Source organism: Nocardia sp. NPDC052566 (assembly GCF_044547285.1).
In the GTDB taxonomy this organism is placed as follows: domain Bacteria; phylum Actinomycetota; class Actinomycetes; order Mycobacteriales; family Mycobacteriaceae; genus Nocardia.
Map to the genome: position 1 here is coordinate 448,661 of NZ_JBIUAF010000002.1, position 25,369 is coordinate 474,029.

Sequence of the window (25,369 nt, forward strand, 5' to 3'; positions counted from 1 at the left end):
CGACCATGAACGACGTCTTGCGCGCCCCCGCCGAGATCAAGTACGCCGAGGAACTGGATTGGCTGGAGTCCATCGACGACGGTCCCAAGCCGTACTCGTGGCGGCTGAGCCCGAAGATGATCCGCCTGTTCATTCTCGGCTCCGAACGCGCCGACGGCCTCGACCGCGAGGTCGAGCAGAAGTGGTTCGGCGACCGGAGTTTCGTCGAGCGCAGCATCGTCACCCTGGCCTCGGATCGCGGCCTGCTGCTCATCGGCGATCCGGGCACCGGCAAGAGCTGGCTGGCCGAGCTGCTCTCGGCGGCCATCAGCCGCAATTCCACGCTGGTTGTGCAGGGCACCGCGGGCACCACCGAGGATCACATCAAGTACTCGTGGAATATCTCCATGGTCATCGCCAAGGGACAGTCGCGGGAGTCGATGATCCCCTCGCCGATCATGACCGCCATGGAGCAGGGCGTGATCGGGCGTTTCGAGGAGCTCACCCGCTCCACCAGCGATGTGCAGGACGCGCTGATCTCGATCCTGTCCGAGAAGTACGTGTCCATCCCCGAACTCGACGACGACAACGTGGTGTTCGCCCAGCCGGGCTTCTCCATCATCGCCACCGCCAACAGCCGCGATCGCGGCGTGAACGATCTGTCCTCGGCGCTCAAGCGCCGCTTCAACTTCGTGCGCATCCCGATCGTGGCGAACAAGCGCAGCGAGGCCGAGATCGTGCGCTTCCGCACCACGGAACTCCTGCGCCGCCACCAGATCGAACTGGAGCTGCCGCCGACGCTGCTCGACATCCTGCTCGACAGCTTCGCCGATCTGCGCGCCGCCGCGTCGGCGGCCACCAGCGACGACGACAAGCTGGAATCGGCGCTGTCGACGGCCGAGCAGATCGGGGTGCTCGAGGACGCCATCCTGCACAGCCAGTTCTTCGGCGAGCGCGAACTCAAGGCGGAGACACTGGCGGGCTCGCTGGTCGGGTCGCTGGCCCGGCGCACGCCGGAGGATCTCGCCATCCTGAACAAGTACCTGCACGGTGTGGTCGAGCCGCGCAGCAAAGATCAGGGCGGCGCCTGGAATGAGTTCCTGGAGGGCGGCCGGGCGGCGATCGCGAGGCTCTCGTGACCACCTTCACCGCGCTGCGGGATCAACTGCTGGACGCGGCCGCGACTTTCGCGGGCGCGCCCGGCGCGGCGGGCGACATTCTGGCGGGCATGGTCGACGATGTCGACCGGGCGCTGTCGGAGCGGCTGGAAATCTTTCCGGTGTGCCATCATTCGCCCGCCTCCGGGCTGGCCATGGTGCGCAGGCTGCGCGAAAAGCAGCCCGCCGTCATCTATCTGGAGCTGTGCGAGGACCTGCGTCCGCTGCTCGACGAGCTCCGCAACTGCAGGCTGCCGGTGGCGCTGCAGGCCTTCGCCACCGATATCGCCGGTTTCCCGGCCGAATGGGCGCCGCTATCGATCGTCGCGCCGATCACCGAATCCTCGGCGGAGTATCAGGCCATCGCCTACGCACTGGAGACGCCAGGGGTGGAGCTGGTGCTGGTCGATCGCTCGACCGATCACGTATTCCAGTGGGCGCCGAAGGAAAACACCGAATCCGATGCGGCGGGCCCGACCGGCGACGGTCTGCACGGTGACGCGGTCGGCATCGAAATCGGGGATCTGCGGCCACGTTTCGCCGAGCTGGAAGAATATCTGCTGCATCACGGCAAGGTCAGGCACTGGTCGGAGTGGTGGGACCAGTACGTCGAACAGCCGCTGGCCGATGCCGATTACGACACCTACCGCCAGGTCATGGTGATGATCGGCAGCCTGTTCCGCAGGTTGCGGCGCGGTAGCACCACGGAGGACGAGGACCGCGAGCGGTACATGTGGACGCGCATGCGCGAGCACCTGGCCGCCACCGGCGCCGATCCGGCACGCGCGCTGTATGTGTGCGGCGCGGCGCATGCCGCGAGCCGGGTCGAGCAGTTCGGGCTGGCCGGTGCCGTGCCGTTCGAGATCACGCCGCGTTCGGCGACGACGTGGCAGTACGGGCTGATCCCGTCCAGTCATTCGGCCATCGAGGCGCAGTTCGGGCTGGCTGGCGGCGCGGTATCCATCGCCGCGGCCACCTGGGCGAAAGGCTTGCGGCGGAGCAAGATTCAGCCGTTCCAGCTGGCCGGGCAGAAAGGCGCGAAGACCCGCGCCAAGAAGGCGCTCGCCGCGGTCCGCCCGGAACAGGAGGTCACTGACCGGCTCTCCGGCTTCCTGTCCCGGCCGCCGGTGCTCGACCCGCTCGATGAGGCCGAACTCCTGGAATGGTCGGTCGACATCGTCCGGCTCGCCCGGCGCAACGGCTATCTGGCCAGCACCGCCGACGCCATCGCCGTCTTCGAACATTCGATCCTGCTCGCCGGCCTGCGCAATCGGGCGCGGCCGACACCGTACGACTTCCAGGACGCCGCGGTCACCTGCATCGAGAAGGACAAGGTGCCGGGCCGGCGCGATGTGCGGCGGCTGTGCGAGATCCTGCTCGGCGGTGACCGGATCGGGCAGGTCGGCTACGAGGCGCTACCGCCGCTGGCCCGCGACGTGCTCGATCGGTTGCAGCCACTCGGCCTGGATCTGACCAAACGGACACTGCAGCGCGCGCTGCTGGATTTGACGGCGAATCCGGAGCTGCGGCCGTGCTCCGAGCTGCTGTGGCTGCTGCGTAAGTTGTTGCCGCAGGATGCGATTCGACCCATCATGGGGTCGCGCGGGCTCGGCGAATCCTCCATTCAGGAGAGCTGGGATCTCGGGCTCGGCAAGTATCAGCGGTCGCTGGTCGAGCTCGGCTACGAGGGTGTTTCGGTGGAGCAGGTGCTCGAACAGCGCCTGCGCCGGGCGGTGCACGCACCGGACGCCACCGCCGCCGTCGCGCTGAGCGCGGTCGAGGACGCGCTGGTGTATCTGGGCTCGGTCCGGCTCGCCGACGAACTCGGCCGGCGCGCGGTCGAACTGCTCGCCGCCGAGCGCACGGTGGACGACGCGCCCGCCGTCCTGCGGCGAATCAGGGTGCTGCTCAACTATTTCCGCTCCACCGAGGCCGGACTGCCGTCGTGGTGCGGGCGATTCGTGACGGCCGGGTACGCGCACTACTGCACCCTGCTACCCACCGCCTTCACCGACGAGGAGACCGGCCCGGCGCAGGTCGCGGCCATGCTCGGCTTCCTGTTCGGCATGGAGAACCTCGCGCTCTCGCTCGGCTGTGATCACACCCAGCTGGAATTGGCTGTGCTGCAATCACATCCGGAGGCGCCCGCGAAGGTGGCGCTGCTGTGGGCCGCTCGGTTCCAGCTCGGCGCCCTGACCATGGGCGAGCTCAGGCAGCGCTGCGACGACATGCTCGCCAACCCGCTGATCCTGCCGACGGTCCCGCAGTACGTCAGCGGCTTCGTACAAGCCATCGACCCGGCTCCGGCACTGAAACCATTTGTGGTGGAGCTACTCTCGAAAGCCTTCGGCACTCTGCCGGACGCGGTCCTGCTGCCGTGGCTACCGAAACTCATCACCACCCTGCGCGACCAGGCGGGCGATCTGATCCCCGGTCTGGTCCGCGAGGCGGGCCGCACGTTCCCCGGCACCCTCCCCGCCGTGGACGCCTTCGTCCCACCCTGGTCGGCCGAAATCGCCACCCCCGCACCACCGCTGAGCTCGGTCCCCCGGGGCCCGGCTACCGACCTGCTGGCCACCCACCCCGCCGCCTGCGATGCGCTCGCCACCCTGCTCGGCGTCGAGGGCGCCTGGCAGGAAGGGCAGGTGCCCGGCGATCGCGAGGTGGCCGCCCTGCTCGACCGGTACCCGATCACCGCAGCGGCCCTGGCCGCCCAGCTCGGGCAGGCGGTCGTGCCGGGCCGATAACGAAGCCACGGTGCCCCGCCCTCGCCCGTACGAACTCGCCGGGCGAAGGCCACCGTGGCCACATCGCCTTTTCCACCAGCGGGAAATGCGGCCGCGGTCGTTACGGTTCAGCCATCCCGCCGGAGCGGCCCCGCTGATCTCGTACCCGATGTAGTCACAAAGTAGGACGACGGGGCGCGGGTGGGCGGCAGACCATGGTCGGTATCACGGTCTGAACGAAAGGAACTGGTGCTGTGCAGATCTCATCGGATTCCCCGGCTCGTCGACAGGTGCGGTGCTCGCGATGATGGTGACGATCATTCTGATCTGCGAGGCGGCCTTCTGGCTCGTCGCCGGTTCGGGTCTGCTGCTGCGGTATGTCGCGCGGCTGCGGCAGGCGAGTTCTGTGGTGCTCGCGATGGTTCCGCTGATCGACGTGGCGCTGGTGATCGCGGTGGCCATCGATGTGTACCAGGGGGCGGAGGTCACCGGGGTCCATCGGCTCGCCGGGATCTATCTGGGCTGGACGGTGGTCTTCGGCAAGTCGACCGTCGCCTGGCTCGACGGCTGGTTCGCCTATCGGTTCGCCGGCGCGCCGCGGCCGGAGAAACGTCCCAAACACGGGCCGGAGGCCGTGCGGGCCGAGACGAAGTCGTTCGTCAAATGGCTTGGCGCGGCCGCGATCGCGCTCGCGGTGTGTTTCGGGCTTTCGGTGACGGTGGCCGACGCGCAGCAGGCCGAGGCGCTGCGCGGCGTGGTGCAGCCGCTCGCGCTCATCACCGTCATCTGGTTCCTCACCGGTCCGGCGTGGGTAAAAGGCAGTACCGAGGCGCGGCGATAAAGGAATTCGGGTGACTGGTCTGCGAACTCGATCATTCCCTTGTCGATCAACGCATTCCGGAACCTGAGCCCGGTGAGGGGACTACTTCAGGTACCAGGTGACCAGGCGCTCCACCAGGCCGAGGTCGCAGACCGCGTCCGGGACCCGCAGCGCCGATTCCAGGTTGCGCCGGTCGAATTCGATCTTCTCCATCAGGTATTTGCCGGTGTAGGTGAGGCGTTGGGCCACCGCCCGGTCGAGGGTGGTCAGCCCGCGCTCGTCCCAATCCTCGGTGCGCACGGGGGACAGAGTCATGCCGAGTCCGTTGCCGACGAGCCGGATCGTCTCCGCCGCGGACACTCCGGCCCGATCGGTCAGGTTGACGATCCGGGGGAGGTCGTCGACCTCGGCGAGCGCGAGCAGCCACGCCACGCACGTATCGATCGGTACCAGGTTGAGCGTCGCGCCCTCGGCCACCTGTACGGCCGCGGCGCCGCCGGGAAAGTGGTTCGCGACGCGCCGCATCGCCGACATGAAGTTGTAGATGCCGAAATTCGTTGTGGTGTGGGCGGTTCTGGACGAGCCGACCACCTGTCCGAGCCGGAACACGGCGCCGTCGACGCCGTGGTCGCGCACGAAATCGCGGAAGATCAGCTCACCCGCGCACTTGGTCGCCTCGTAGACGGTCCGGAACCGCGAGGCGTCGGTGACGGGCTGCCAGTCCTCCGCGGTGGGCGTATCCGAGATGCCGCCGACGTAGGCGGTGCTGATGAGGAAGAAGCGGGAGCCGGGGCGGCTGTGCTCAGCGAACAGCCGCAATGCGCGCTCGGTCCCTCGGACGTTCACCTCCTCGAGGAGGGCGGGCCGGTTGGGGGACAGGTCGACCGCCGCGGCGAAATGCCAGAAATCGCAAGGCTCCGCGAAGATTTCGGCGGCCACGCCGTCGTCGATCCCCAGCCGGTCCTCGGTCAGTTCGCAGTCGTATGTCTCGAGGTTCGCGGTGTCGGGTGGTGCCTGCCCGTCGTTGACGGTCGCCGCCGCGATCGCGTCCGCTACCCTGGCCGGCGCGCCGCGGGCGAGCGCCTTCACCCGGATGCCGCGCGCGAGCATCTCCCAAATCGTATTGCTGGCAACGTATCCGTTCGCGCCGTCTACGACGGCCACTGTCGAATAACCCATCACACGCTCCAAAGGGTGCTGTCGAAGCGGCCATCGATGGTTTCGGTGAGCCGCCGCAACTCGACGCCGGGATTCCGGGCGGCCGCCAGGCAGATGTCGACGACCGCCGCGCATATGGCGGAAGCCAGCTCGTCGTTCCAAAGCCGCTGTGCGGCATTGAAAGTCATGGCCATGCCCTCCTGGGTGCCCTTGACGGTGAGCATGCCGTCGATCGGGAGCACATTGCCCACCGACGTCCGGTGCAGTGCATAGTCCGCGGTGACGCAGCCGGGACCGAATAGCGCCGAACCGCTCGGGGCCTTGGGAATATTCAACATCTGCACCGGGAAAAGCGCGCTCTCTGGTTCGATCAGCGAAACCGAAAGTTCCGGGCAGATCTCGAGCACCTCGATGAAGGGGTACCACTGGTGCGGATAGGCCATCAGGCAGCTCTGCTTGAACGCGGCGACGAGCTCCGCGAACGACATGCGCGGCGACCAGCGGAACGTGATCAGGAAGGGGTTGAACAGCATGGCCACCGCCTGGTGCAGCCGCGGATCCCGGCGGCCGTGGCCGAAGGTGGGCATGAGGTAGGCCTCGCGACCGCAGAGGTGGCCGACGAGCAGGCCGTAGGCCGCGGCGATCAGCATGAACGGCGTCGCGCGGAGCTTGCCCGCCAGCGCGCGCACCGCGGCGCTTTCCGTTGCCGTCACGCTGCGATCGCCACGGGAGGTGATGGCCCGGTCCTGCCACTGCGCCGCGTATTTGCCCGGCATCCGCAGTATTTCGACCTCACCCAGGTATTCCGGCCAGAAGGCGCGTGCCGCGTCCGCGCGGGGCGATTCCAGCGCGGCCAGCTCGTCGAGGACGATCTGTTCGTAACGTACTTCGGGCGGCGTCGGTGTCGGCGCCGACCCGGCGGCCGCGCGATAGTGCTGCCCGATATCGTTTTTCAGCACCTCCAGCGACCACGCGTCGGCGACGCTGTGATGGACGGTTACCTGAAGCAGTCGCCGCTCGTCCGATTCGTCCTCGAGCAGCAGCACGCGCACCAGCGGTGGCCGCGTGAGATCGAAGGGTGCGTTGTTGTGCGTGACCAGCATCCGTTCGATAGCCAGCTGTTCGGTGGCCCAGCTCCCCGGTGGCGCGCGCTCCACGATCGTCTCGGGCGCCACGCCGGAACCGATGACCTGCTCGGCCATACCGCGCCCGCGGACCAGCGCGGTGCGCAGCGCGTCGTGTCGCTCGATGCTCGCGGCGATGGCGTCGAACAGCCGATTCCGGTCGAGCGGTCCATCGACGGTGAGCCGGAAGGAGATGTTGAATGCCGCCGCCGCACCGCCGGGCCGGATCGATTCCAGGAAGTCCAGCAGATGCTGTCCCGGGGTCAACGGCAGTCTGATCTCGGTCACCGCTGCGCCCTGATCCACGACATCGCCTGCCGCAGCCCGACGACCTCGCCCGCTCGCGCGACGAAGCCGGTGCCGAAGCTACCGTTGTCGATTCGGCCGAGCGCGGCCAGCCGCCGCCGCACCTCGGCCGCCTCCACCGCGCCCGCGCCGCCGTCCTCGAGCCACTGGTCCAGCGGCCGATAGCTGGTGGTCCGGTGGCATTCGACCACGTCGAGCGCGTTGTCGCACAGCAGATCGATGATCTGGTGCTCCGACAGCGTGGACGCGTGCCCCGGATCGCGGACGCGCTGGATCTCCTCGACTCGCTCGTGCGTGTCGCCGGAGAATCCGGTGACGTTGTCCGCGACGATGATGTGCCCGCCCGGCCGCACCACCCGCGCCATTTCGGCGACGGCGAGATCGGGCCGCTTGACGTGATGCAATGCGCGCGTGCACAGCACGAGGTCGAACGCGCCGTCCGCGAACGGCAGTTCCTCGATCAGGGCGACGATCAGCCGCACCGAACCGACGCCGTCGTTGGCGCGCGCCTGTTCGAGCATCGCCGCCGACGAGTCGACGCCGACGATCCGCGTGCACCCGCTCACCTTCGCGGCCACCGCCGCCGCGGCCGCGGTGCCGGTGGCGACATCGAGGACGTGCTCGACCGTGAGCGGGCGGATCATCTCGGCGAGCAGTTCGACATCGAGGCGCCTGCCCTGCCCCTCGGCATAGGACCGGGCGATGGTCGCGAACCTCGACCGGTTCCTGGCGACCTGATCGCGGAAGCCATCTCCGGACACATTCATGAACCGGCCTCCGGAAGTTCGTGCACCACTGGGAAGTTCGTGCACGAATGGTGGGACAACGAGCTCTGATAGTAGCCGAGCCTGAGGTACCGTGTAGTCAACCTGGCGGCAACGGTCCGTTCACCGGACCTCGTCATTCGATGGAGGCAGGTGGTCGATGGGCACTGCCGATGGCCGGGTCGGTACCTTGCTTCTCGACTCGCCTCGCACGATTGCCGGCGTGCGGGCCGCCGAGGTCGTCACCGAGCTGGTGGCCGCCGCGGCGGGCACGGCCGGGCCATCCAGTCGTGCACTGCGCCCACGCGTGATCATGGTGGTAGGCAACGGCTTCGAGCTCCGTAGCTGGTCCGAACCGCTGCTTGCGGCACTGGGATCGTTCCCGCTGCACGTGGTGCGGCAGCCGGGACTGCCGACGCCCGAGTCCGTGGCCCGGCTCGCACACGAGGTGCGGGCCCATCGCGCCGATGTGGTCGTCGCGGTCGGCGGCGGCAGCGTGATGGACACGGGCAAAGCCGCCGCGGCACTGTCCCTCCGCGCCGATCCCACACCGGAGACGGTGGTGCGCGCGTGCGAGGACGAGGCCGAAACCTCCGCCGCGCCACCGATCATCGCGCTGCCGACGACGCCGGGCACCGGCGCCGAAGCGACACCGTTCGCCACGATCTGGCATCGGGAGCACGGTCGCAAGCTTTCCCTGCGCGGGCCCGGCCTGCGGCCGGTGACGGCGGTGCTCGATCCCGATCTGCTCATCGGACTGCCCGAGGCCCACTTCGTCAGCTGCCTGCTGGACACTCTCGCACAGGGTTTGGAGGGCGCGTGGTCGGTCCGCGCGGACGAGCGGTCCGAATGGCTCGGCGCGACCGCGCTCGCCGAATCGGCCGAGTTGCTCGATCGGCGCCAGGTCGGCCTCGGATCGGCGCAGCGCCATGCGGCGCTGCTCGCCGGGCATCTCGCCGGGCGCGCCATCGCCATCGCGGGAACCACCGTGTGCCACGCGATGTCGTACTCGCTGACCCTGCGCCACGGCCTGACGCACGGCCACGCGTGCGGTCTCACGCTGGCGTCGGTGCTGCGCTACAACGCCGGTGTCGGTGACGACTGCGCCGACGCGCGCGGTGCGCCCCGGGTGCGCGACGCCATCGCGCGGGCGGTGCGTGCGGCGGGCGCGGACAGCGTCGAGGCGCTGGCAGGCAGGATCGAGGCGCTCGCGAGATCGCCCGCGCTGCCGCCGATTCCGGATATCCGCCACGACGCGCCGCGGATCGCCGCCGAAGCGCTCACCTACGACCGCGCGGGCAACAACCCGCGCCGAATGACCGTCGACATCCTGACCCGCCTGCTGACCGGGATCACGGAGAGAGATTATGCGCGTTGACAATTACAAGGTCGTGCACTGGCTGAACATCAGGAAGATGACGCCGGGACAGCTGGCCGAAGCCATCGGCTCCGATCCGGAGCAGCTCGGAAAGTTGTTGTCGCCCAGTGTCGATGAGTGGCCGGAGGAGATCGCGGGTGCGGTGGCCAGTGCCTTGCAGGTCACGCCGGAAAATCTCGGCGCGAGCGGCCGCGGCGATCTGACCGTGCTCATCCGCACCGCCGAGCAGCTGCGCGAGACGCGGCGCGCCATCCAGCGCGATGGCATCCACTTCTACAACTACTACACCATGGCGGCGCCGCCGGGCGCGGTCGCTCCGGTCATCCTCGACATCCTCTGTCCCGCGGATCGCGTGCCCGCGTTGAACAACGGTCATCTGGAGCCCGCGATCACCATCAATCTCGGCCCCGGCGATATCCACGGGCGATGGGGTGAAGAACTCGGCGAGGCCACCTGGCAGGTGATCGCGACCAACGCCGGTGCGGACGACTGGATCGTCGGCGACTCCTATGTCGAGCCGTCCTACTGCCCGCACAGCTACTCGCTCGCCGGTGCCGATCCGGCCCGAATCGTCTCCTACACAGGCCAATCCGCGCTGGCCGGGCTGCTGGAGGAGGTCAACGACTGGTCGGATCCCGCCGCGCGGGCGCTGCTGGATTGGCTCGACGCGAGCCCGAGCCCGCGGCAGGTCGCCGCCCAGCTGCTCGCCCGTCGCGGGCACACCATCGGCTCGGCCGCGGTGACCCTCGGCGTGCGCGCGGACGATCTCGTCGCGGCCATCGAGCTCGGCGCCGTCGAGCGATTGCGTGCGCTCGGCACGACGCTCGGCTTCGACTACCGGCTGCTGCTGCCCCCCGCCGCCAGGCACGACGCCGTCGGCAAGACCTTCAAGGACGTCGAAGGCTGTCGTCGCGAGATTCGGGACTTCCGTGGGTATCGGGTCACGTCGCTGGCCAGCGCGCCGCACCTGCCCGATCTCACCGGGCTGTTCCTGCGTGTGGCCGGTGATGGCGGTGAAAGTCTGTGCGAGCCCGCCGAATCGCACTATCTGGTGACCGCCGGGTCACCGACGCTGCGCTGGACCGGTGCCGACGGCCGCGAGGAACAGGCCGAGCTCGCGGTCGACGCGTCGGCCTGGGTGGCGCCGTTCGTGACGCACCGGTGGTCCGGCGACGGCGCGTTGATCAAGCTGGGGTCGGGCCGGCATCTGGGTTATCTCGACCTGTACGAGCTGACCAACACCTACGCCGCGATGGCAACGGTGGGGCGCGGCCGCCGCGACAGCCGCGGCTGGGGATACGACTCGTGAGGCGCGTCGTCTACACCGATCCGGCCTGGGCATTGAACGACCGGGGGCACCCGGATCTCGCGCTCGCCGATATCGAGCGCGCCGCCTTCGGTAATGATATCGAGCTACGGCTCGGGCTGTTCGATGGCCGATATATGGTGCAGGGCAGGGAGTTTCACGAGTACGTGCGCGGCGCCGACGCCGTGGTGATCTATCGCTGCCAGGTCACCCCTGAGCTGCTGGAGGCGATCGGGCCGACCTGCCGGGTCGTCGCCCGCAGCGGTGTCGGCATCGACAACCTGAACGCCCCGCTGCTCGCCGCGGCGGGCATCGCCTCGTTCAACATTCCCGACTACTGCGTCGACGAGGTCAGCACGCATACCCTCGCCATGCTGCTCGCGCTGGAACGCAAGGTCTGTACCCAGGATCGCCTGGTCAAGGCCGACCAGTGGAATATCCACGCGGGCGGGGTGCCGCGGCGGGTCGGCGCGTGTACCGCGGGAATCATCGGATTCGGCCGGATCGGCCGGGCGACCGCGCGCAAACTCCAGGCGTTCTACGGCCGGATCATCGCCTATGACCCCTATGTGTCGGCGGACCTCATGGCGGGCTACGGCGTCACCGCCGCAACGGAATTGACCGAACTGTTCGCTACCGCGGACGCGGTGGTGATCCACGCGGCGCTGACCGCGGAGACCGATCGGCTCGTCGATGCCGCCGCACTGTCCGCGGCCAGACCCGGTGCGCTGCTGGTCAACACGGCCAGGGGGCGGCTGGTCGATCCGGCCGCCGTGCTCGAAGCGCTCGAGGCGGGGCGGCTCGGCGGTTTCGCCTCGGACGTTTTCACGCCGGAGGATCCCAATGCCGATCCGACGGCGCGAAAGTTGGTGCCGCGCGAGGACGTTGTCGTCTCGTCGCATCGCGCGTTCCTCTCGGTGGAGTCCGAACGCAGCTGCCGTCGCCGGATCGCCGAGGGTGTCGCCGGCGTGCTGGCCGGTGGCCCGCCGCCCGCCGAGGGGCGAGTGACCTGATCCGAAGAGAGGCAATGCGCGTGCGAGAGAACCTCCCCGTCCGAACGAGATCATCGGCCGAGCCCGCCGGTGCGCGGCTGCGCGAGCTGCTGGCCGAGCCCGAGCCGTCCTACCTGATGGGCGCGCACGACGGCCTGAGTGCCAGGATCGCGGCCGAGGCCGGATTCGCCGGGATTTGGGCGTCCGGATTATGCATGTCGACCGTGCTCGGCGGCCGCGACAGCGACGAGGTGTCCTGGGGCGAACTGCTCGACCTCGCCGCCAGGGTGGTCGAGGCCGGTGATATTCCCGTCCTCGTCGACGCCGACACCGGCTACGGCAATTTCAATACCGCACGGCGCTTCGCCGCACGGGCCGAGCGCATCGGCGCGGCGGGAATGTGCGTGGAGGACAAGGTCTTTCCCAAGATGAACTCCTACTTCGGCGACCGGCACCCGCTGGCGCCGATCGGCGAGATGTGCGCCAAGGTCGCGGCCTGCCGCGACACGGTCGGCGCCGACTTCGTCATCGTCGCGCGGGTCGAGGCGCTGATCGCGGGCGCCGGAATGGCCGAGGCTCTGCGCCGTGGCGAGGCATACCGGCAGGCGGGCGCCGACGCGATCTTCATCCACTCGCGCAGGCAGACCATCGACGAGATCGCCGCGTTCACTGTCGAATGGGGTGACCGGCTGCCGCTGGTGATCGCGCCGACCACCTATCACACGGTGCCGCGGGAAAGATTCGCCGAACTCGGTATCGGCGCGGTGATCTGGGCCAACCACGCCATGCGTGCGGCGGTGGCGGCGATGCGGCAGGCCTGCCGCGCACTGCGCGCCGACGGCGCGGCCGCCGTGGAGCCGACCATCGCCTCGCTCGCGGAGTTGTTCGCGCTCATGGGTTATCCGGCGCTGGAGGCCGACGAGGCGCACTACGTCGAGCTGGCGAAGAAGTGGGTGGATTCGTGATCGGCGCGGGCGAACTGGTCGGCGGGCTCGTTGCCCGCGGCGTCGTCGACGTCATCGGTGTGCCGTGCTCCTACCTGACCCCGCTGATCAACCGGGTGGCGTCGGGCTCGGCCGCGCGCTATCTCCCGGTGACCCACGAGGGCGAGGCCGTGGCGATCGCCGCCGGCTGCTGGCTGGCCGGTGCGACCGCGTGCGTGATCGGGCAGAACTCCGGCCTCGGCAATATGGTGAATCCGCTGACCTCGCTGACCGATCCGAGTCGCATTCCGGTGCCGCTGATCGTCAGCAGGCGCGGGGAACCGGGATTCCCGGACGAGCCGCAGCACGAGCTGATGGGCGCGATCACCCCGGAACTGCTCGCGCTCATGCGGGTCGGCCACGCGGTGATACCCGCCGACGCCGCCGGGCTCGACGCGTGCCTCGACCGCGGCTGGGCCGAAATGGACCGCGAGCAACGGCCTTTCGCGTTCGTGCTGCGGCACGGCGTGCTGGCCGCCGAAGGGCTCGACGAGCCGCCGTTCGCGGGCTCGCCCATGTCGACGGTCACCGACGCACGCAAGGACCGGGACGCGCCCACCCGCATGGCGGCGCTGGAATGCCTGGTCGGCTCCCTCGACGACGCGGCCGCCGTGGTCTCCACCACGGGGAAGACCAGCCGCGAGCTCTACACGATCGCCGACCGGCCGCAGCACTTCTACCTCGTCGGCGCGATGGGGTCGGCCAGTGCCGTCGGGCTCGGCGTCGCGCGGCACACCCACCGTCCCGTCGTCGTGATCGACGGCGACGGCGCCGCGCTCATGCGGCTCGGCACGCTGGCCACCGTCGGCGCGCACGCCGGGCCCAACCTGGTACATGTGTTGCTGGACAACAGGGTTCACGATTCGACGGGCGGACAGCAGAGCCTGGCGGCGCAGGTCGACTTCCCGGCCCTCGCGCATGCCTGCGGATATGCCCGCGTCCACGACTGTGCCGATCTCGACGAATTCGCCGAGGCGCTCCAGCTCGCACAGGCCGGGTACGGGCCGACGTTCATCTACCTGATGATCCGCCCCGGCTCGATCCCCGAGCTCGGGCGGCCGACGGTGCGTCCGCCGGAGGTGGCGCGGCGGTTCAAGGCCTTCGTGACAGGACCGAATCATGTTTCGTGACGGCGTATTACAGCCCGCCTTCGATCAGTTCGCCGTGCGCAATCCGTGGACCGGGGAGAATATCGACCTCGCCGCCTCCGATACCGCCGCCGAGGTGGACGAGGCGGTGCGCGCGGTGCGCGCCGCCTGGCGACCGCTGCGACCGGACCGGCGGGCGGCGATCCTGCTCGGTGCCGCGCGCCTGATCCGCGAACGCGCCGGGGAACTGGCCGAATTGATCTCGCGGGAATCCGGCGTGTGCATCGCCGAGACCCGCAAGGAGACCGAACGGGCCGCGACCAATCTGGTCGTCGCCGCGACCGAGGCCGAGCGGCTGCGCGGCGAGAGCATTCCGGTGCCAGGACAGGATCGGCTGGCGCTCACCATATTCGAGCCGATCGGGATCGTCGCGGCGATCACGCCGTTCAACCGGCCGCTCAACCAGGTGGTGGTGAAGGTGGCGCCCGCGGTGGCCGCGGGCTGTGCGGTCGTCGTGAAACCTTCGGAGCAGACGCCACTGACGGCGCTTGCCTTCGCCGAGATGCTGATCGAGGCGGGGTTGCCACCCGAGCACCTGGTCGTCACCACGGGTGAGCCCGGGGTCATCGGTCCGGCGCTGGCCGGTCACCCTGACATCGACATGGTCACGTTCACCGGCTCGGTGCGCACGGGACGCGAGGTCGCCGGTATCGCCGCGGGTAAGAAGGTGCTGCTGGAGCTGGGCGGCAACGATCCGCTCATCGTGCTGCCCGACGCCGATCTCGGGCTCGCGGTGCGCCTGGCGGGCCAGGGCGCCTTCGCCACCGCGGGACAATCCTGCCGGGGCATCAAGCGGGTGATCGCCGTCGGTGCGGTGGCCGACGAGCTGGCCGCCGGGCTGGTCGAGGCGGCCGCGGGCAAACGGGCGGGGGATCCGCTCGATCCGGCGACCGATGTCGGGCCGCTCGTCAGCGTGGCGGCGGCGATCACCGTGGAGCGGCGCATCGCCGACGCGGTCTCCGCGGGCGCGAAACTGCTGTACGGCGGGGAGCGGCGGCGCGGTTCGCTCGTCGCGCCCGCGGTGCTCGATCATGTGCCCGCCGACGCGGAGCTGGTGGTCGAGGAGACGTTCGGTCCGGTCGCGCCGGTAATCCGGGTCGCCGATACCGATGAGGCGATCAGGGTCGCCAACGGGACCAGGTACGGATTGCAGGCAGGCGTGGTCACCAGGAATGTGGCCGAGTTCTCCAGGATCGCCGAGGCGCTGCGGGTCGGCGCCGTAAACCTCGATGCCGGACCGCATTTCGATTCGCCGCACATCCCGTTCGGCGGCGTGAAGTCCAGCGGTATCGGCCGCGAGGGCATTCCCTATTCGATCAGGGAGATGAGCACCGTCAAGACGGTCACGCTGCCCTATCCGCTGTAATCCGCTCCGCTAGTGAAGGTTAGGACGAATCCATGACTGCCGAACCCGACGTCAACTCCGCCGCGCTCGACTATCGGGCGCTGTTCCGGCTCGACGGCAAGCGCGCCATCGTGATCGGCGGTGGCAGCGGTATCGGCCGCGAGTCGGCGCTCGCGCTCGGCGCGCTCGGCGCGGAGGTGGTGTGCGCGGATATCGACATCGCGAAGGCCGAGGAGACCGCGGAGCTCACCGGTCCGACCGCCGCGGCCATCCGGCTGGACGTGCTCGATCCCGATGCCATCGAGGTGGCCGCCGCCGCGCTGCCGGAGCTGGACGTGCTGGTCTTCACCACGGGGAGAAACGTCCGCAAGCGCGTCTTCGACTACGCGACAGAAGAATTCGACGCCGTGCTCGGCCTGAACCTGCGCGCGGGCTTTCACATCATCCGCGCCTTCGGCAAGGGGATGGTCGCCAGAGGGGGCGGTTCGATCGTCGGCATGTCGTCCATCCGGGCGATCACCGTGGAACCGGGGCAGGCCGTGTACGCGGCATCGAAGGCGGCACTGGTGCAGCTGATCCGCGGTGCCGCGGCGGAATTCGGCCCGGCCGGGGTCCGGGTGAACGCGGTCGCGCCCGGCGTCGTGCGCACGCCGCTGACCGACTCCATCTTCGAGGTGCCGGAGTGGCGGGCGGCCTATGCGTCCAAGAGCGCGCTCGGGCGGTGGGCGCGGCCGAGCGAAATCGCCGGGGCGGTGGCGTTTCTGGCGTCCGACGCGGCCAGCTTCGTCACCGGGACGATGCTGTGCGTCGACGGCGGCTGGACCGCCGTCGACGGGCGTTACGACCCGCCGTGCTGATCGACCAGCGGCACCGCGTCGTCGACGAAGGAACCCATATCGGGCGCCTCGAAGAGCAGGTTCATCGCGACCTCGACGCCGAACTCCGCGCGCAGCGCGGACATCAGCTCACCGGCGAGCAGCGAATCGCCGCCGAGTTCGTAGAAGTTCGCGGCCGGTTCGGTGTAGGCGGCACCGCACACGCGCCCGACAATGGCCCACACCCGTTGCTCCACAACGCATCTCCTAGTCCGTGCGCCGCAGCTTGCCCGCCGCGGTGCGGCGCACATCGTCGACGATCTCGATCACCCGTGGTGTCTGGGCCCTGGTGAGCTCGTCACGGCAGCTGCGCCGCAGCTCGGCCAGGACCTGCTCCGCATCCGCGTCGTGCAGGCTGACCTGGGCATGGACCACCTCGCCCAGCCGCAGATCGGGCATGGTGCGCACCCGGACATCGCGGACGGCGTCGTGGCGTTCCAGTACCCGCTCGATATCGCGCGGAAAGACCTTCACGCCACCCACATTGATGGCGTCGTCCTTGCGGCCCGCCACGGTCACGTAGCCCGCGCTGTCCATCCACGCGAGATCGCCCACGCTGTAATGCCCGTCCACCTCGGCGAGTTTCGGCCCCGCGCCGATGTACATCGGCTGCCCGGCATGTGCGTCGGTCATGAACAGCTCACCGGTCCTCCCGGCGGCGACCTCCCGATGGGACTCGTCGAGGATCCGGACCGAGCAGTGCCGTGGCCGCCCGACGGACCCGGGATGCTCGAGCCACTCGTCGCCGCGGATGCTGAGCACGCCGATCCGCTCCACGCTGCCGTACTCCTCGTACACCGCGGTCGGCTCGATCAGTTCCAGCCAGCGGCGTTTCACCGCGTCCGGGCAGCGCGCCGCGGTGTGCACGACCAATCGCAGCGAGGAGAACCAGCGGCGATCCATGCCGGACGCCTCGATCAGCGTGCTCATCTGCGCGGGCACGGTCCGCAGTACCTGCACCGCCTCGGACCTGAGCAGCTCCAGGAACAGCTTGGGCGAGGCATTACCGGGGATGACGATGCGATGGCCGAGCGCGAGCCCGTGGTACAGGGCGCCGAAACCCGCGTGGTAGAGCGGAAGTCCGACGATCTGGGTCTGACCGTAGGCCATGCCACGCTCGATGTCCTTGCCGCTCAGCGGTTCCGACGCCGAATACGCCCACGGCCGGTTGCGGAGCAGCAGTTTGGCGACGCCGGTGGTGCCGCCGGACAGCGACACCGAGCGCGGCATGCCGTCCGCCGTCAGCTCGGCGAGGCCGGGAATCGGGGCGTGGCGGTGGTGATACGACGTCAGGTCCAGCTCGTTGCCCTCGACCACCCAGCCGCGCGAATACCGCCCGGTGACAGCGGATTTCGCCGCCGCCGACCATCGGTGGTCCACCGGGACGACGGCCGCGCCGACCGCCCACAGTGCCAATGTCGCGACCACGTGGCCGATGCCGGGCGCGACCGCGACCGCGGCGATATCGCCCGCGTGCAGACCGGTGCGCCGGAACGCTTCGGCCCGCTCGCGCACCCTGGTCACGAGATCACGCCAGGTGATCTCGTGACTGGTGGCGGCGGTGAAGCCGCGGACTTCGACGGCGCGTTCCCGCGGCCGCTCCGCCGCCGTCTGCTCGATCAACGCACAGATCGAGACCTGTTCTGTCATAGGTGTTCTCATCCGTCGGTGCCGACGTATTCGTCGGCGATGGACAGTGTTTCGTCCAGCAGGGCCAGTCCCTCCCTGAGCTCGGCCTCGTCGATGACCAGCGGCGGGCACACCAGAATGATGTTCCAGTGGGTGAGCAGGTACAGGCCCTTGCGGAACGCCTCGGCGGTCAGCCTGGCCATCGGCTCGGCGGCCGCCGTATCGGGGTTATACGGAACGAGCGGCGCTTTGGTTTCCCGATCGGTGACCAGTTCGAGGCCCCAGAAGCAGCCGCTGCCACGGATATCCCCGATCGACGGATGCCGCTCGGCCAGCTCGCGCAGCCCCGCCTCGAGCAGCGGGCCGAGCCGCCGCGCGCGTTCGACGAGCCGCTCCTTCTGGAGTACACCCAGCACGGCGACCGCCGCGGCGCAGGCCACCGGGTGGGCGCTGTAGGTCAGCCCGTACGGGAACATCGTCTCCTGGAGCCAGGGGGAGAGCCGGTCGCTCACGGCCACCGCGGCCAGCGGCAGGTAGCCGGCGGTCAATCCCTTCGCGCAGGTGATCATGTCGGGGACGACGCCCCACCGGTCGCAGGCGAACCAGCTGCCCGTGCGCCCGAATCCGGTCATGACCTCGTCGAGGATCAGCATGATCCCGTGCTCGGTGCACACGTCGCGGATCGCCTGGAGATAACCGTCGGGCGGGACGATCACGCCGTTGATGCCGGTGATGGGTTCGATGATCACGGCGGCCACGTTCTCCGCGCCCTCGTACCGCAGCAGTTCCCGCAGATGCGGTGCGCCCGAGCACACCGGGCACGGTGTCGGATGTCCGGCGGGGCAGCGATATGTGTAGGGGTCGAGCATGCGTACTACGCCGGGCATACCCGGTTCACCGACCCAGCGGCGCGGTTCACCGGTCAGCGTCAGCGCACCCGCCGTACTGCCGTGGTACGAGCGGTATCTGGCGATCACCTTGCTGCGGCCGGTGTAGGCCCGCGCCAGCCGGATGGCGGCCTCGTTCGCCTCGGTGCCGCTGCACGCGAAGAAGAACGAGTTGAGGTCGCCGGGGGTGACCTCGGCCAGGCGATCCGCCAGTTCGTCGACGATATCGACGCTCCACGGACGGCCGATCGATGCCATGGTGGCGACCTGCTTCTGAATCGCCTCCTGCACCTCCGTACGGCCGTGTCCCAGATTGGCATTGACGAGCTGGGAGCCGAAATCCAGATAGGACCGGCCTTCGGCGTCGAAGAACCGGCAGCCGTCACCGCCGACGATGCGCGGCGGCGCCGCCACCCCCTGCCGCGACCACGACTGGATGACCCGTCCTCGAGCTGACGCTGACTCTTCCATTTCGATGAACCTCTCGATTAGATGCGGACCGGGATGGTTCCGCTCTCAGCGAATGGCGACGCGACGTCGGCTGCCCGGATCGAAAGCGACTGCCGCGATGAGGGATAGGACGCAGGCCCAGCCGGCGAGCACGGCGAGGTGTGGCGCGATGTCCACCAGCCCACCACGTTCCGCGAGCACCTGCCGCATGCCGTCCATCGCCCAGTACTGCGGGGTCAGCGGTGCGAGCGGGCGGCACCACGGCGGCATCAGGCGCACCGGAACGACGGCGCCGCCGACGGCGCCCATGCCGAGCACGACGAGCTGGCACAGATTCTGCATGGCCGAGACATTGCGCGTGACCGAAATCAGCGCCAGACCAAGGGCGATCGCGGCCCAGGCGATGGTGAGAACGAGGACGGCGACCGCGAGCGGCGAGCCGTTGATCGTGCCGCCGAACAGCATTCGCCCGATGAGGATCAGCAGCGTCATCTGCGCCGCCGAGAGCACGAAGTAGGGGATCGCGAGCTGGACCGCCATCATCGCCTTGGACAGGCCGCTGGTGCGCACCAGAGCCCATGCGCCCGAAGCATGTTCGCGATAGTGCGAGGTACCCATGAACATCATCACGTAGAAGCCGAACATGATCGTGAAGCCGGGCACGGTCTGTTGTGCCCCAGCGCTTTCGGTGATCCGGGAGAAGGCGTCGCTGAGCAGTGCCTGCATCAGCAGCGGTGCGGCGAACAGGAAGACGAACAGGGTGGGATCCTGGCGCCAGGTGGCGAGTTCTTTCCGGAAGAAGGCCGCGGTAATCGTCATGGCTGCCCGATCGTTCGCAGGAACGCGTTTTCCAGCGAGACCGGGACCGAGCGCACATCCTTGACGGGAAGGTGGCTCGCGCCGAGGACTCGCACGACCGTGGTGACGGTCTCGGCTTGTTCGGTCGCCACGCGAATCCGCCTGTCGCGCACCGTGATCGCCGTGTCGGGTAGCGCATCGCGCAGCAGGGCCGCCACGGCCGCCGCCTCGTCGCTGACGATCTCGCAGTACGGGCTGGCGTAGTCGGCCACAAAGCTTTTCATGTCGGCGGTGACGAGGATCGTGCCGTGATCGAGCACCGCGATCCGATCGCAGAAGGTTTCGGCCTCCTCCAGATGGTGTGTCGTGTAGAGGATGGTCGAGCCTTCGCCGCGCAGTTCCCTGAGCAGGTGGTGGATGGCGTGGCGGGAATCGATGTCGACGCCGGTGCTCGGTTCGTCCAGGACCATCAGCGGCGGCGCATGCATGATGCCCATGCCGATCGTGAGCCTGCGCCGTTCGCCACCCGAGAGTTTCGCGCCGCCGCGGTCGGCGATCGGGCCCAGGCCGAGCCTTTCCATCACCTCGGCCGCTCGCTGTCGCGCGCCGCGGCGCGACATACCGCGCACGATCGCGGCGAAGCGCAGGTTCTGCCGGACGGTCATCGCGAGGTAGACCGTATTGTCCTGGGGCACATAGCCGATGCGTCGTCGTACGCTGCGGCCGTTGCGCCGTACGTCGGTGCCGAACACGCGCACTCGCCCCGCGGTGGGCTCGACGAGTCCGCAGATGATGTCCAGCGCAGTGGATTTCCCGGCGCCGTTGCGGCCGAGCAGCCCGAAGATCTCGCCGCGGCCGATGGCCAGGTCGACTCCGTTCAGGGCTCGGACCGAGCCGTAGGTCTTGCGCAAGCCGTCCACCAGGACCGCCGGTTCGTCGGTTACGTCCATGACGAGGCCTGGTGCCGCGCCACGATCGAGCGGACCTGATCCCGGTGGTGCACCGCTTTCCCGTAGCGCTGGGTCATCAGTACCGCGCCGACCCCGCTGGGAATGTCGTGGACGAAGGAGGTCGCGGCGCGGCCGAGCCAGCCCACGGTGTGCGCGTGCCGATTTCGCGCCGCCCAGGCCGGATGGCTGCTCGGCACGTGGAGTCCGTAGGAGAAGCCGTAGCCGCTGCCGGGAATGTAGTCCGGACCGCTGCCCGCCAGCGCTCCGATCTGATCGACGAACAACTCCCGGGTGATCGGGCCGAATACCGGGATGTGCAGCCTGCCTGCGTGATCGGGCGCGATCGCGCACAGCAGTTTCGCGAAGTCGGCGGCGGTCGAATAGCCGCCCGATCCGGCCGACAGCCATGCCGGTCTTTCCTGGTGCGTCACAAGCCCATTCGGTGTGGCGGGTGCGTCGGGGAACGGGCGGGCGACGCGGTCCAGGTCCGCGGTCCGAACGTGGAAGCCGGTGTTGTGCAAGCCGAGTGGGCGGCAGACCCGGCGAGCGATGATCTCGTCGAGCGGCCGGTGATCGGCCACCTCGAGTACGCGCCCGAGGACATCCATGGCCATGCCGTATTCCCAGACGGTTCCGGGATCGGCGGCAAGTGGCTGCCGCGCCAGTTTGCGCACCGTATCGTCCAGCGTGTGTGGCTCGGGCCGGTGCTCGTACTTCCGTACATCCGCTTCGTCGTAGTACGGCTTGATATTCGGCGAGGTGTGGGAGCCGCCGCCGATGCCTGCGGTCTGCCGCATCAGGTCCTCGAGCACCGGCGGGCGGCTCGGCGGCCGCAGCGCACCGGCCGCTTCGACGCGGAGGTTCGCGAAGTACGGCAGCCACTCGGCGACCGGGTCCGACAGGCGAATGCGGTTCTCCGCCACCATGGTCAGCGTGGCCAGCGCGGTGAGCACCTTCGTCATGGAGTAGATGGGAAAGATGGCGTCGTCCGGCATCGGGTGCGTACCGTCCGGGTCGATCGCGCCGACCGCTCGGAGGTCGATCAGCGACCCCTGTGCCGTGACCGCGATGACCGCGCCGGGAATCCGGCGCGCGTCCACGTCGGCCGATACGGCCTCCAGGAGTTCCGCCATCACGTCCATCGTCGCCTCCCACGACCCGAAGCCGAGGACTTACACCGCCATGTTGTCGATCAGCCGGGTCTTGCCGACCCACGCGGCCGCCACCAGCCGATTGCCCGCGGTGGCCGTACGGACCGGGTCGAGCGTTTCGCTGTCGACCAGTTCCAGGTAGTCGATGCGGTGCAGGCCCGCGCGGGTCAGTTCCTGGCGGCCCTCCGCGAGTACCTCGGCGACCGGCTCGGCGTTCGCGCGCAGGCGCGCGATGAGCTCCGACAGGATGCGGAACAGCGCTGCGGCATCCTGCCTTTCGGCCTCGGCGAGGTAGGCGTTCCTGGAGGAGAGGGCGAGCCCGTCCGGCTCACGCACGGTGGGCACGCCCCGGACCTCGACCGGCAACCCGAGGTCACGGACGACGGCCCGCATCACCACCAACTGCTGAAAATCCTTCTCCCCGAGGTACACCGCGATCGGCCCGAGCAGAATCAATATCTTCGTCATCTCGGTGGTGACACCGGCGAAATGGGTGGGCCTGGTCTCCCCGCACAGCACGGCCGAAAGTCGCGGCACCGCGACCGTCACCTCGAACCCGGGCGGAAACAGCTCCCGCGCCGAAGGCAACCAGGCGATATCCGCCTCCGCCTTCTCGCAGAGCGCCAAATCCCGCTGCTCGTCGCGCGGATACGCCTCGAAGTCCTCGTTCGGCCCGAACTGCAACGGATTCACGAACACCGAGGCCACCACCACGTCGTCGCGTCGTCGCGCCTCCCGCACCAGCGCGAGATGCCCCTCGTGCAGCGCCCCCATAGTGGGCACATAGCCGATGCTCTGTCCCCGCCCCCGGGCCTCCGCCAGCACTCGCCGCAATTCCGCCGTATTCCTGACAACGATCATCGCGTCGATTCCCTCAGCGGTAGCCGCACCCGTAGATGACGGCGATCCTAACAGCCCAACCCGCACCGATCCCCGAATCCGCCCCACCCCGAACACTTTTCGTAATCCACGAGTCCGCCCACCGGACCCTGGCCGCCGGTACCGCGTGAACTCGTTCGCCGAGCGCAGTCGAATGACCCCGCGACACGCCGTATTCGAGGGCCATTCGACTGCGCTCGACGGATCCGGATCGCCGAGATAGTGCGCCGGCAGAATGGCCAGTAGGAAGGTCGGTCAGCGGGTTTCGGGGTGGACGTGGGCGCGGGTGCCGTGGGGGCCGAAGAGGATCAGTAGTTCGACCGTCTTGGTGTCGGCGCTGCCGAGCCAGTGAGGTTGGGAGGTGTCGAATTCGGCGGCCTCGCCCGCGGGCAGGATGAGGTCGCGGTCGCCGAGGAGCAGGCGTAGGCGGCCGTTGAGGACGTAGAGCCATTCGAAACCGTCGTGGGTCTGCGGTGTCGGCTCTGCGGGTTTCTTCTGGGCCGGAATGATCATTTTGAATGCTTGTATGCCGCCCGGGCGGCGGGACAGCGGCACGAAGATCATGCCGGATCGGTGGATCGGTTTCAGGTGGATGCGGGGGTCGCCGGTGCGCGGGGCGCCGACCAGGTCGTCCAGCGGGATGTCGTAGGTGCGGGCGAGGGGGAGTAGCAGTTCCAGGGTGGCCCGGCGCTGGCCGCTCTCCAGCCGGGACAGGGTGCTTTCGGATACGCCGGTGCGCGTCGCGAGGTCGGCGAGGGTGATGCGGCGGTCGCGGCGCAGGGCGCGCAGCCTCGGTCCTACCGCGTCGAGGACGTCTTCGGTTTCGCGGTCCATGTGGCCATCTTGCCGGAACAGCAAGATCGCGTGCCAGATCGCGGTGCGTCCGATGAGACTGGCGGTCCCGACCGAAGGGAGACCACCGTGCCGACCACAACGCGCCGCAAGGACACCTCGCCGCCCCGGACCGGAAACAGCGAGGCCGAAACCCTGCGCGGATTCCTCGACTATCTGCGCGCCTCGATCGCCACGAAGGTCGACGGCGCACCCGAACCGCAGGTGCGCACAGCCGCGGTGCCGTCGGGCACCAACCTGATCGGCCTGCTGAATCATCTGACCTTCGTCGAGCGCTCGATGTTCCTAGGGGACACCGTGTCCGATTGGCAGGCGACCTTCCATGCGGCATCGGCGGACAGTGTGGCCGATGTCGTCGCCCGCTATCGAGACACGGTCGAGCGCGCGAATGTCGTTCTCGACCGGTGCGTCGATCTCGGCGCACCGGTCCCGGGCCGCGCCGCACCAAGTGTCCGCTGGGCGCTCACACACATGATCGAGGAGACCGGCCGCCATGCGGGCCACGCGGACATTCTCCGCGAGCTGATCGACGACACGACCGGGCGGTGACTTCGATCGGCCTGTCCAGGAAGGGAATACATGAGAATCGCAACCATACGGCCGTCGCGCACGCGCACGCAGGCGACCACTGCGCTGGCCCATCTGCGCACGATCGGCACCGCGACCCGCTCGACGCCGATCACCCGCGACCTAGCTCCCTACGCTGCCGCCACCGGACCGTCGCGTATGTGCACGTTGGCGACCGTCGCGCTCACCCTGCTGCTCACGCTCAGCGCTGCGGCGTGCTCGACACCTACCGCCGCCGACCCACCTCCCTACGCGGCCGCCACCCAGGGAGATCCTCAGTTCGACAAGACCTTTCGACACGAGTTCGCCGATATCGACGGCGTCCGTATGCATTATGTGAAGGGCGGCAGCGGCACGCCGGTGGTGCTCATCCACGGCTGGCCGCAGACCTGGTACGGCTGGTGGCCGATCATGCCCGCACTCGCCGAACACCACACCGTCTACGCCCTCGACCTTCCCGGCCTCGGCGACAGCACCGGCGCACCGACCGGCTACGACAAGGCCACCCTCGCGCGGTACGTGCACACCCTGATCGCCGACCGGCTCGGCGTACGTGCCGCTCGCGTCGTCGGCCATGATTTCGGCGCGGCGGTGGCATTCCAGTACGCTGCCCAATTCCCCACCGACACAGCGGGTCTCGGCTATCTCGACCTGCCGCTTCCCGGTCCCGCGATCGACGCGCCGACCTACCGCTCACTGAGCTGGCACATCGCCTTCCACTCCCAGCGCAGGGTCCCCGAAGCGGTCGTCGGCGACAACGTCCGCGACTATCTGGCCCTGTTCTACCCTCAGGTCGCGTTCGGCGGCACAGCTTTCGGTGGCACCTCGGACCGATCCCCGTTCACCGCCGCCGAAATCGACGAATACGCACGCACCTACCGCCGCCCCGAAGCGCTGTCCGGCGGCTTCGAGCTCTACCGCGCACTCGATAGGGATGTCCGCGACACCACAGCGGCGCCACCCACCTCAGTCCCGACCCTGCTCATGACCGCGCAAGGCCAACTCGACCCGATCCGCGCAACCGCCGCCCTCCGCATGACCAATATCGTCCGCGCGGTGGACGTACCGAACGCGGGCCACTGGCTCGTCGAGGAGAACCCTCGGTTCGTCACCGCGGAGCTGTTGCGCTTCTTGGGCGAATGAGC

23 protein-coding genes are annotated in these 25,369 nt (G+C 68.9%); 12 read left to right on the forward strand and 11 right to left on the reverse strand.

What is annotated here, in order from left to right; all coding sequences use genetic code 11:
- The first annotated feature begins 5 nt into the window (after nt 1-5).
- The 3 genes from ACIG5A_RS09395 to ACIG5A_RS09405 all read left to right on the forward strand — a co-directional run bounded on the left by ACIG5A_RS09395 (nt 6) and on the right by ACIG5A_RS09405 (nt 4,703).
- Nucleotides 6-1,118, forward strand: a complete 1,113-nt coding sequence (locus ACIG5A_RS09395) for an AAA family ATPase (protein ID WP_397239655.1) — start codon at nt 6-8, stop codon at nt 1,116-1,118.
- Nucleotides 1,115-3,883, forward strand: a complete 2,769-nt coding sequence (locus ACIG5A_RS09400; RefSeq protein WP_397239657.1) for a DUF5682 family protein — start codon at nt 1,115-1,117, stop codon at nt 3,881-3,883. The genes ACIG5A_RS09395 and ACIG5A_RS09400 overlap by 4 nt, the downstream gene beginning before the upstream one ends.
- A 283-nt stretch (nt 3,884-4,166) precedes the next feature.
- Complete coding sequence (locus ACIG5A_RS09405; protein ID WP_397239659.1) at nt 4,167-4,703, forward strand: hypothetical protein; 537 nt, start codon at nt 4,167-4,169, stop codon at nt 4,701-4,703.
- Nucleotides 4,704-4,784: 81 nt separating this feature from the next.
- On the opposite strand, the gene ACIG5A_RS09410 is transcribed toward ACIG5A_RS09405, so the two are convergent.
- From ACIG5A_RS09410 to ACIG5A_RS09420, 3 genes are read right to left on the reverse strand one after another with little or no spacing between them, the layout of a single operon-like run.
- A complete protein-coding gene (locus tag ACIG5A_RS09410; protein ID WP_397239661.1) occupies nt 4,785-5,861 on the reverse strand; it encodes an SDR family oxidoreductase in 1,077 nt (358 codons plus the stop codon).
- Nucleotides 5,861-7,252 carry a condensation domain-containing protein gene (locus ACIG5A_RS09415; RefSeq protein WP_397239663.1) on the reverse strand — a complete coding sequence of 464 codons (1,392 nt, stop codon included), beginning with the start codon at nt 7,250-7,252 and terminating at the stop codon, nt 5,861-5,863. The genes ACIG5A_RS09410 and ACIG5A_RS09415 overlap by 1 nt, the downstream gene beginning before the upstream one ends.
- Nucleotides 7,249-8,037, reverse strand: a complete 789-nt coding sequence (locus tag ACIG5A_RS09420) for a class I SAM-dependent methyltransferase (protein ID WP_397239665.1) — start codon at nt 8,035-8,037, stop codon at nt 7,249-7,251. The genes ACIG5A_RS09415 and ACIG5A_RS09420 overlap by 4 nt, the downstream gene beginning before the upstream one ends.
- Nucleotides 8,038-8,194: 157 nt before the next feature.
- Here ACIG5A_RS09420 and ACIG5A_RS09425 point away from each other — a divergent pair, with 157 nt between their 5' ends.
- Genes ACIG5A_RS09425 through ACIG5A_RS09455 form a run of 7 tightly spaced genes read left to right on the forward strand, consistent with a single transcriptional unit; the run spans nt 8,195 to nt 16,043 of the window.
- A complete protein-coding gene (locus ACIG5A_RS09425) occupies nt 8,195-9,412 on the forward strand; it encodes an iron-containing alcohol dehydrogenase (RefSeq protein ID WP_397239667.1) in 1,218 nt (405 codons plus the stop codon).
- Nucleotides 9,402-10,721 (forward strand): histidine kinase, encoded by a 1,320-nt coding sequence (locus ACIG5A_RS09430; RefSeq protein WP_397239670.1) that lies wholly within the window; start codon nt 9,402-9,404, stop codon nt 10,719-10,721. The genes ACIG5A_RS09425 and ACIG5A_RS09430 overlap by 11 nt, the downstream gene beginning before the upstream one ends.
- A complete protein-coding gene (locus tag ACIG5A_RS09435) occupies nt 10,718-11,731 on the forward strand; it encodes a C-terminal binding protein (RefSeq protein WP_397239672.1) in 1,014 nt (337 codons plus the stop codon). The genes ACIG5A_RS09430 and ACIG5A_RS09435 overlap by 4 nt, the downstream gene beginning before the upstream one ends.
- 14 nt (nt 11,732-11,745) lie before the next feature.
- Nucleotides 11,746-12,675 carry an isocitrate lyase/phosphoenolpyruvate mutase family protein gene (locus tag ACIG5A_RS09440; RefSeq protein ID WP_397239674.1) on the forward strand — a complete coding sequence of 310 codons (930 nt, stop codon included), beginning with the start codon at nt 11,746-11,748 and terminating at the stop codon, nt 12,673-12,675.
- Nucleotides 12,660-13,823, forward strand: a complete 1,164-nt coding sequence (aepY, locus tag ACIG5A_RS09445) for a phosphonopyruvate decarboxylase (RefSeq protein WP_397239676.1) — start codon at nt 12,660-12,662, stop codon at nt 13,821-13,823. The genes ACIG5A_RS09440 and aepY overlap by 16 nt, the downstream gene beginning before the upstream one ends.
- A complete protein-coding gene (locus ACIG5A_RS09450) occupies nt 13,813-15,207 on the forward strand; it encodes an aldehyde dehydrogenase family protein (protein ID WP_397239678.1) in 1,395 nt (464 codons plus the stop codon). Before aepY ends, ACIG5A_RS09450 begins: the two co-directional genes overlap by 11 nt.
- A 32-nt stretch (nt 15,208-15,239) precedes the next feature.
- The gene (locus tag ACIG5A_RS09455; protein WP_397239680.1) at nt 15,240-16,043 is read left to right on the forward strand and encodes an SDR family NAD(P)-dependent oxidoreductase; all 804 of its coding nucleotides are present in this window, start codon (nt 15,240-15,242) and stop codon (nt 16,041-16,043) included.
- Here ACIG5A_RS09455 and ACIG5A_RS09460 read toward each other — a convergent pair.
- The 8 genes from ACIG5A_RS09460 to ACIG5A_RS09495 all read right to left on the reverse strand — a co-directional run bounded on the left by ACIG5A_RS09460 (nt 16,025) and on the right by ACIG5A_RS09495 (nt 23,639).
- Nucleotides 16,025-16,258: an acyl carrier protein gene (locus ACIG5A_RS09460; RefSeq protein ID WP_397239682.1), complete on the reverse strand. Its 234-nt coding sequence runs from the start codon at nt 16,256-16,258 to the stop codon at nt 16,025-16,027. The genes ACIG5A_RS09455 and ACIG5A_RS09460 overlap by 19 nt on opposite strands.
- Nucleotides 16,259-16,268: 10 nt before the next feature.
- On the reverse strand, nt 16,269-17,711 hold the full coding sequence (locus tag ACIG5A_RS09465; RefSeq protein ID WP_397239684.1) for a class I adenylate-forming enzyme family protein: 1,443 nt from the start codon (nt 17,709-17,711) through the stop codon (nt 16,269-16,271).
- An 8-nt stretch (nt 17,712-17,719) separates the two neighbouring features.
- Nucleotides 17,720-19,048: an aminotransferase class III-fold pyridoxal phosphate-dependent enzyme gene (locus ACIG5A_RS09470; protein ID WP_397239686.1), complete on the reverse strand. Its 1,329-nt coding sequence runs from the start codon at nt 19,046-19,048 to the stop codon at nt 17,720-17,722.
- 45 nt (nt 19,049-19,093) lie between these two features.
- A complete protein-coding gene (locus ACIG5A_RS09475; RefSeq protein ID WP_397239688.1) occupies nt 19,094-19,846 on the reverse strand; it encodes an ABC transporter permease in 753 nt (250 codons plus the stop codon).
- Nucleotides 19,843-20,775: an ABC transporter ATP-binding protein gene (locus ACIG5A_RS09480; RefSeq protein ID WP_397239690.1), complete on the reverse strand. Its 933-nt coding sequence runs from the start codon at nt 20,773-20,775 to the stop codon at nt 19,843-19,845. The genes ACIG5A_RS09475 and ACIG5A_RS09480 overlap by 4 nt, the downstream gene beginning before the upstream one ends.
- Complete coding sequence (locus tag ACIG5A_RS09485; RefSeq protein ID WP_397239692.1) at nt 20,766-21,917, reverse strand: serine hydrolase domain-containing protein; 1,152 nt, start codon at nt 21,915-21,917, stop codon at nt 20,766-20,768. Before ACIG5A_RS09485 ends, ACIG5A_RS09480 begins: the two co-directional genes overlap by 10 nt.
- Before the next feature lie 30 nt (nt 21,918-21,947).
- Entirely contained in the window at nt 21,948-22,787 is an 840-nt protein-coding gene (gene panC, locus ACIG5A_RS09490; protein WP_397239694.1) for a pantoate--beta-alanine ligase, read from the reverse strand.
- Between the two features lie 273 nt (nt 22,788-23,060).
- A complete protein-coding gene (locus ACIG5A_RS09495; RefSeq protein WP_397239696.1) occupies nt 23,061-23,639 on the reverse strand; it encodes a helix-turn-helix domain-containing protein in 579 nt (192 codons plus the stop codon).
- Between the two features lie 87 nt (nt 23,640-23,726).
- Between ACIG5A_RS09495 and ACIG5A_RS09500 the strand changes: the two genes are divergently transcribed.
- Nucleotides 23,727-24,206, forward strand: coding sequence for a DinB family protein (locus ACIG5A_RS09500; protein WP_397239698.1), 480 nt, complete (start codon nt 23,727-23,729; stop codon nt 24,204-24,206).
- A gap of 30 nt (nt 24,207-24,236) precedes the next feature.
- Entirely contained in the window at nt 24,237-25,367 is a 1,131-nt protein-coding gene (locus ACIG5A_RS09505; protein WP_397239700.1) for an alpha/beta fold hydrolase, read from the forward strand.
- Nucleotides 25,368-25,369 lie beyond the last annotated feature (2 nt).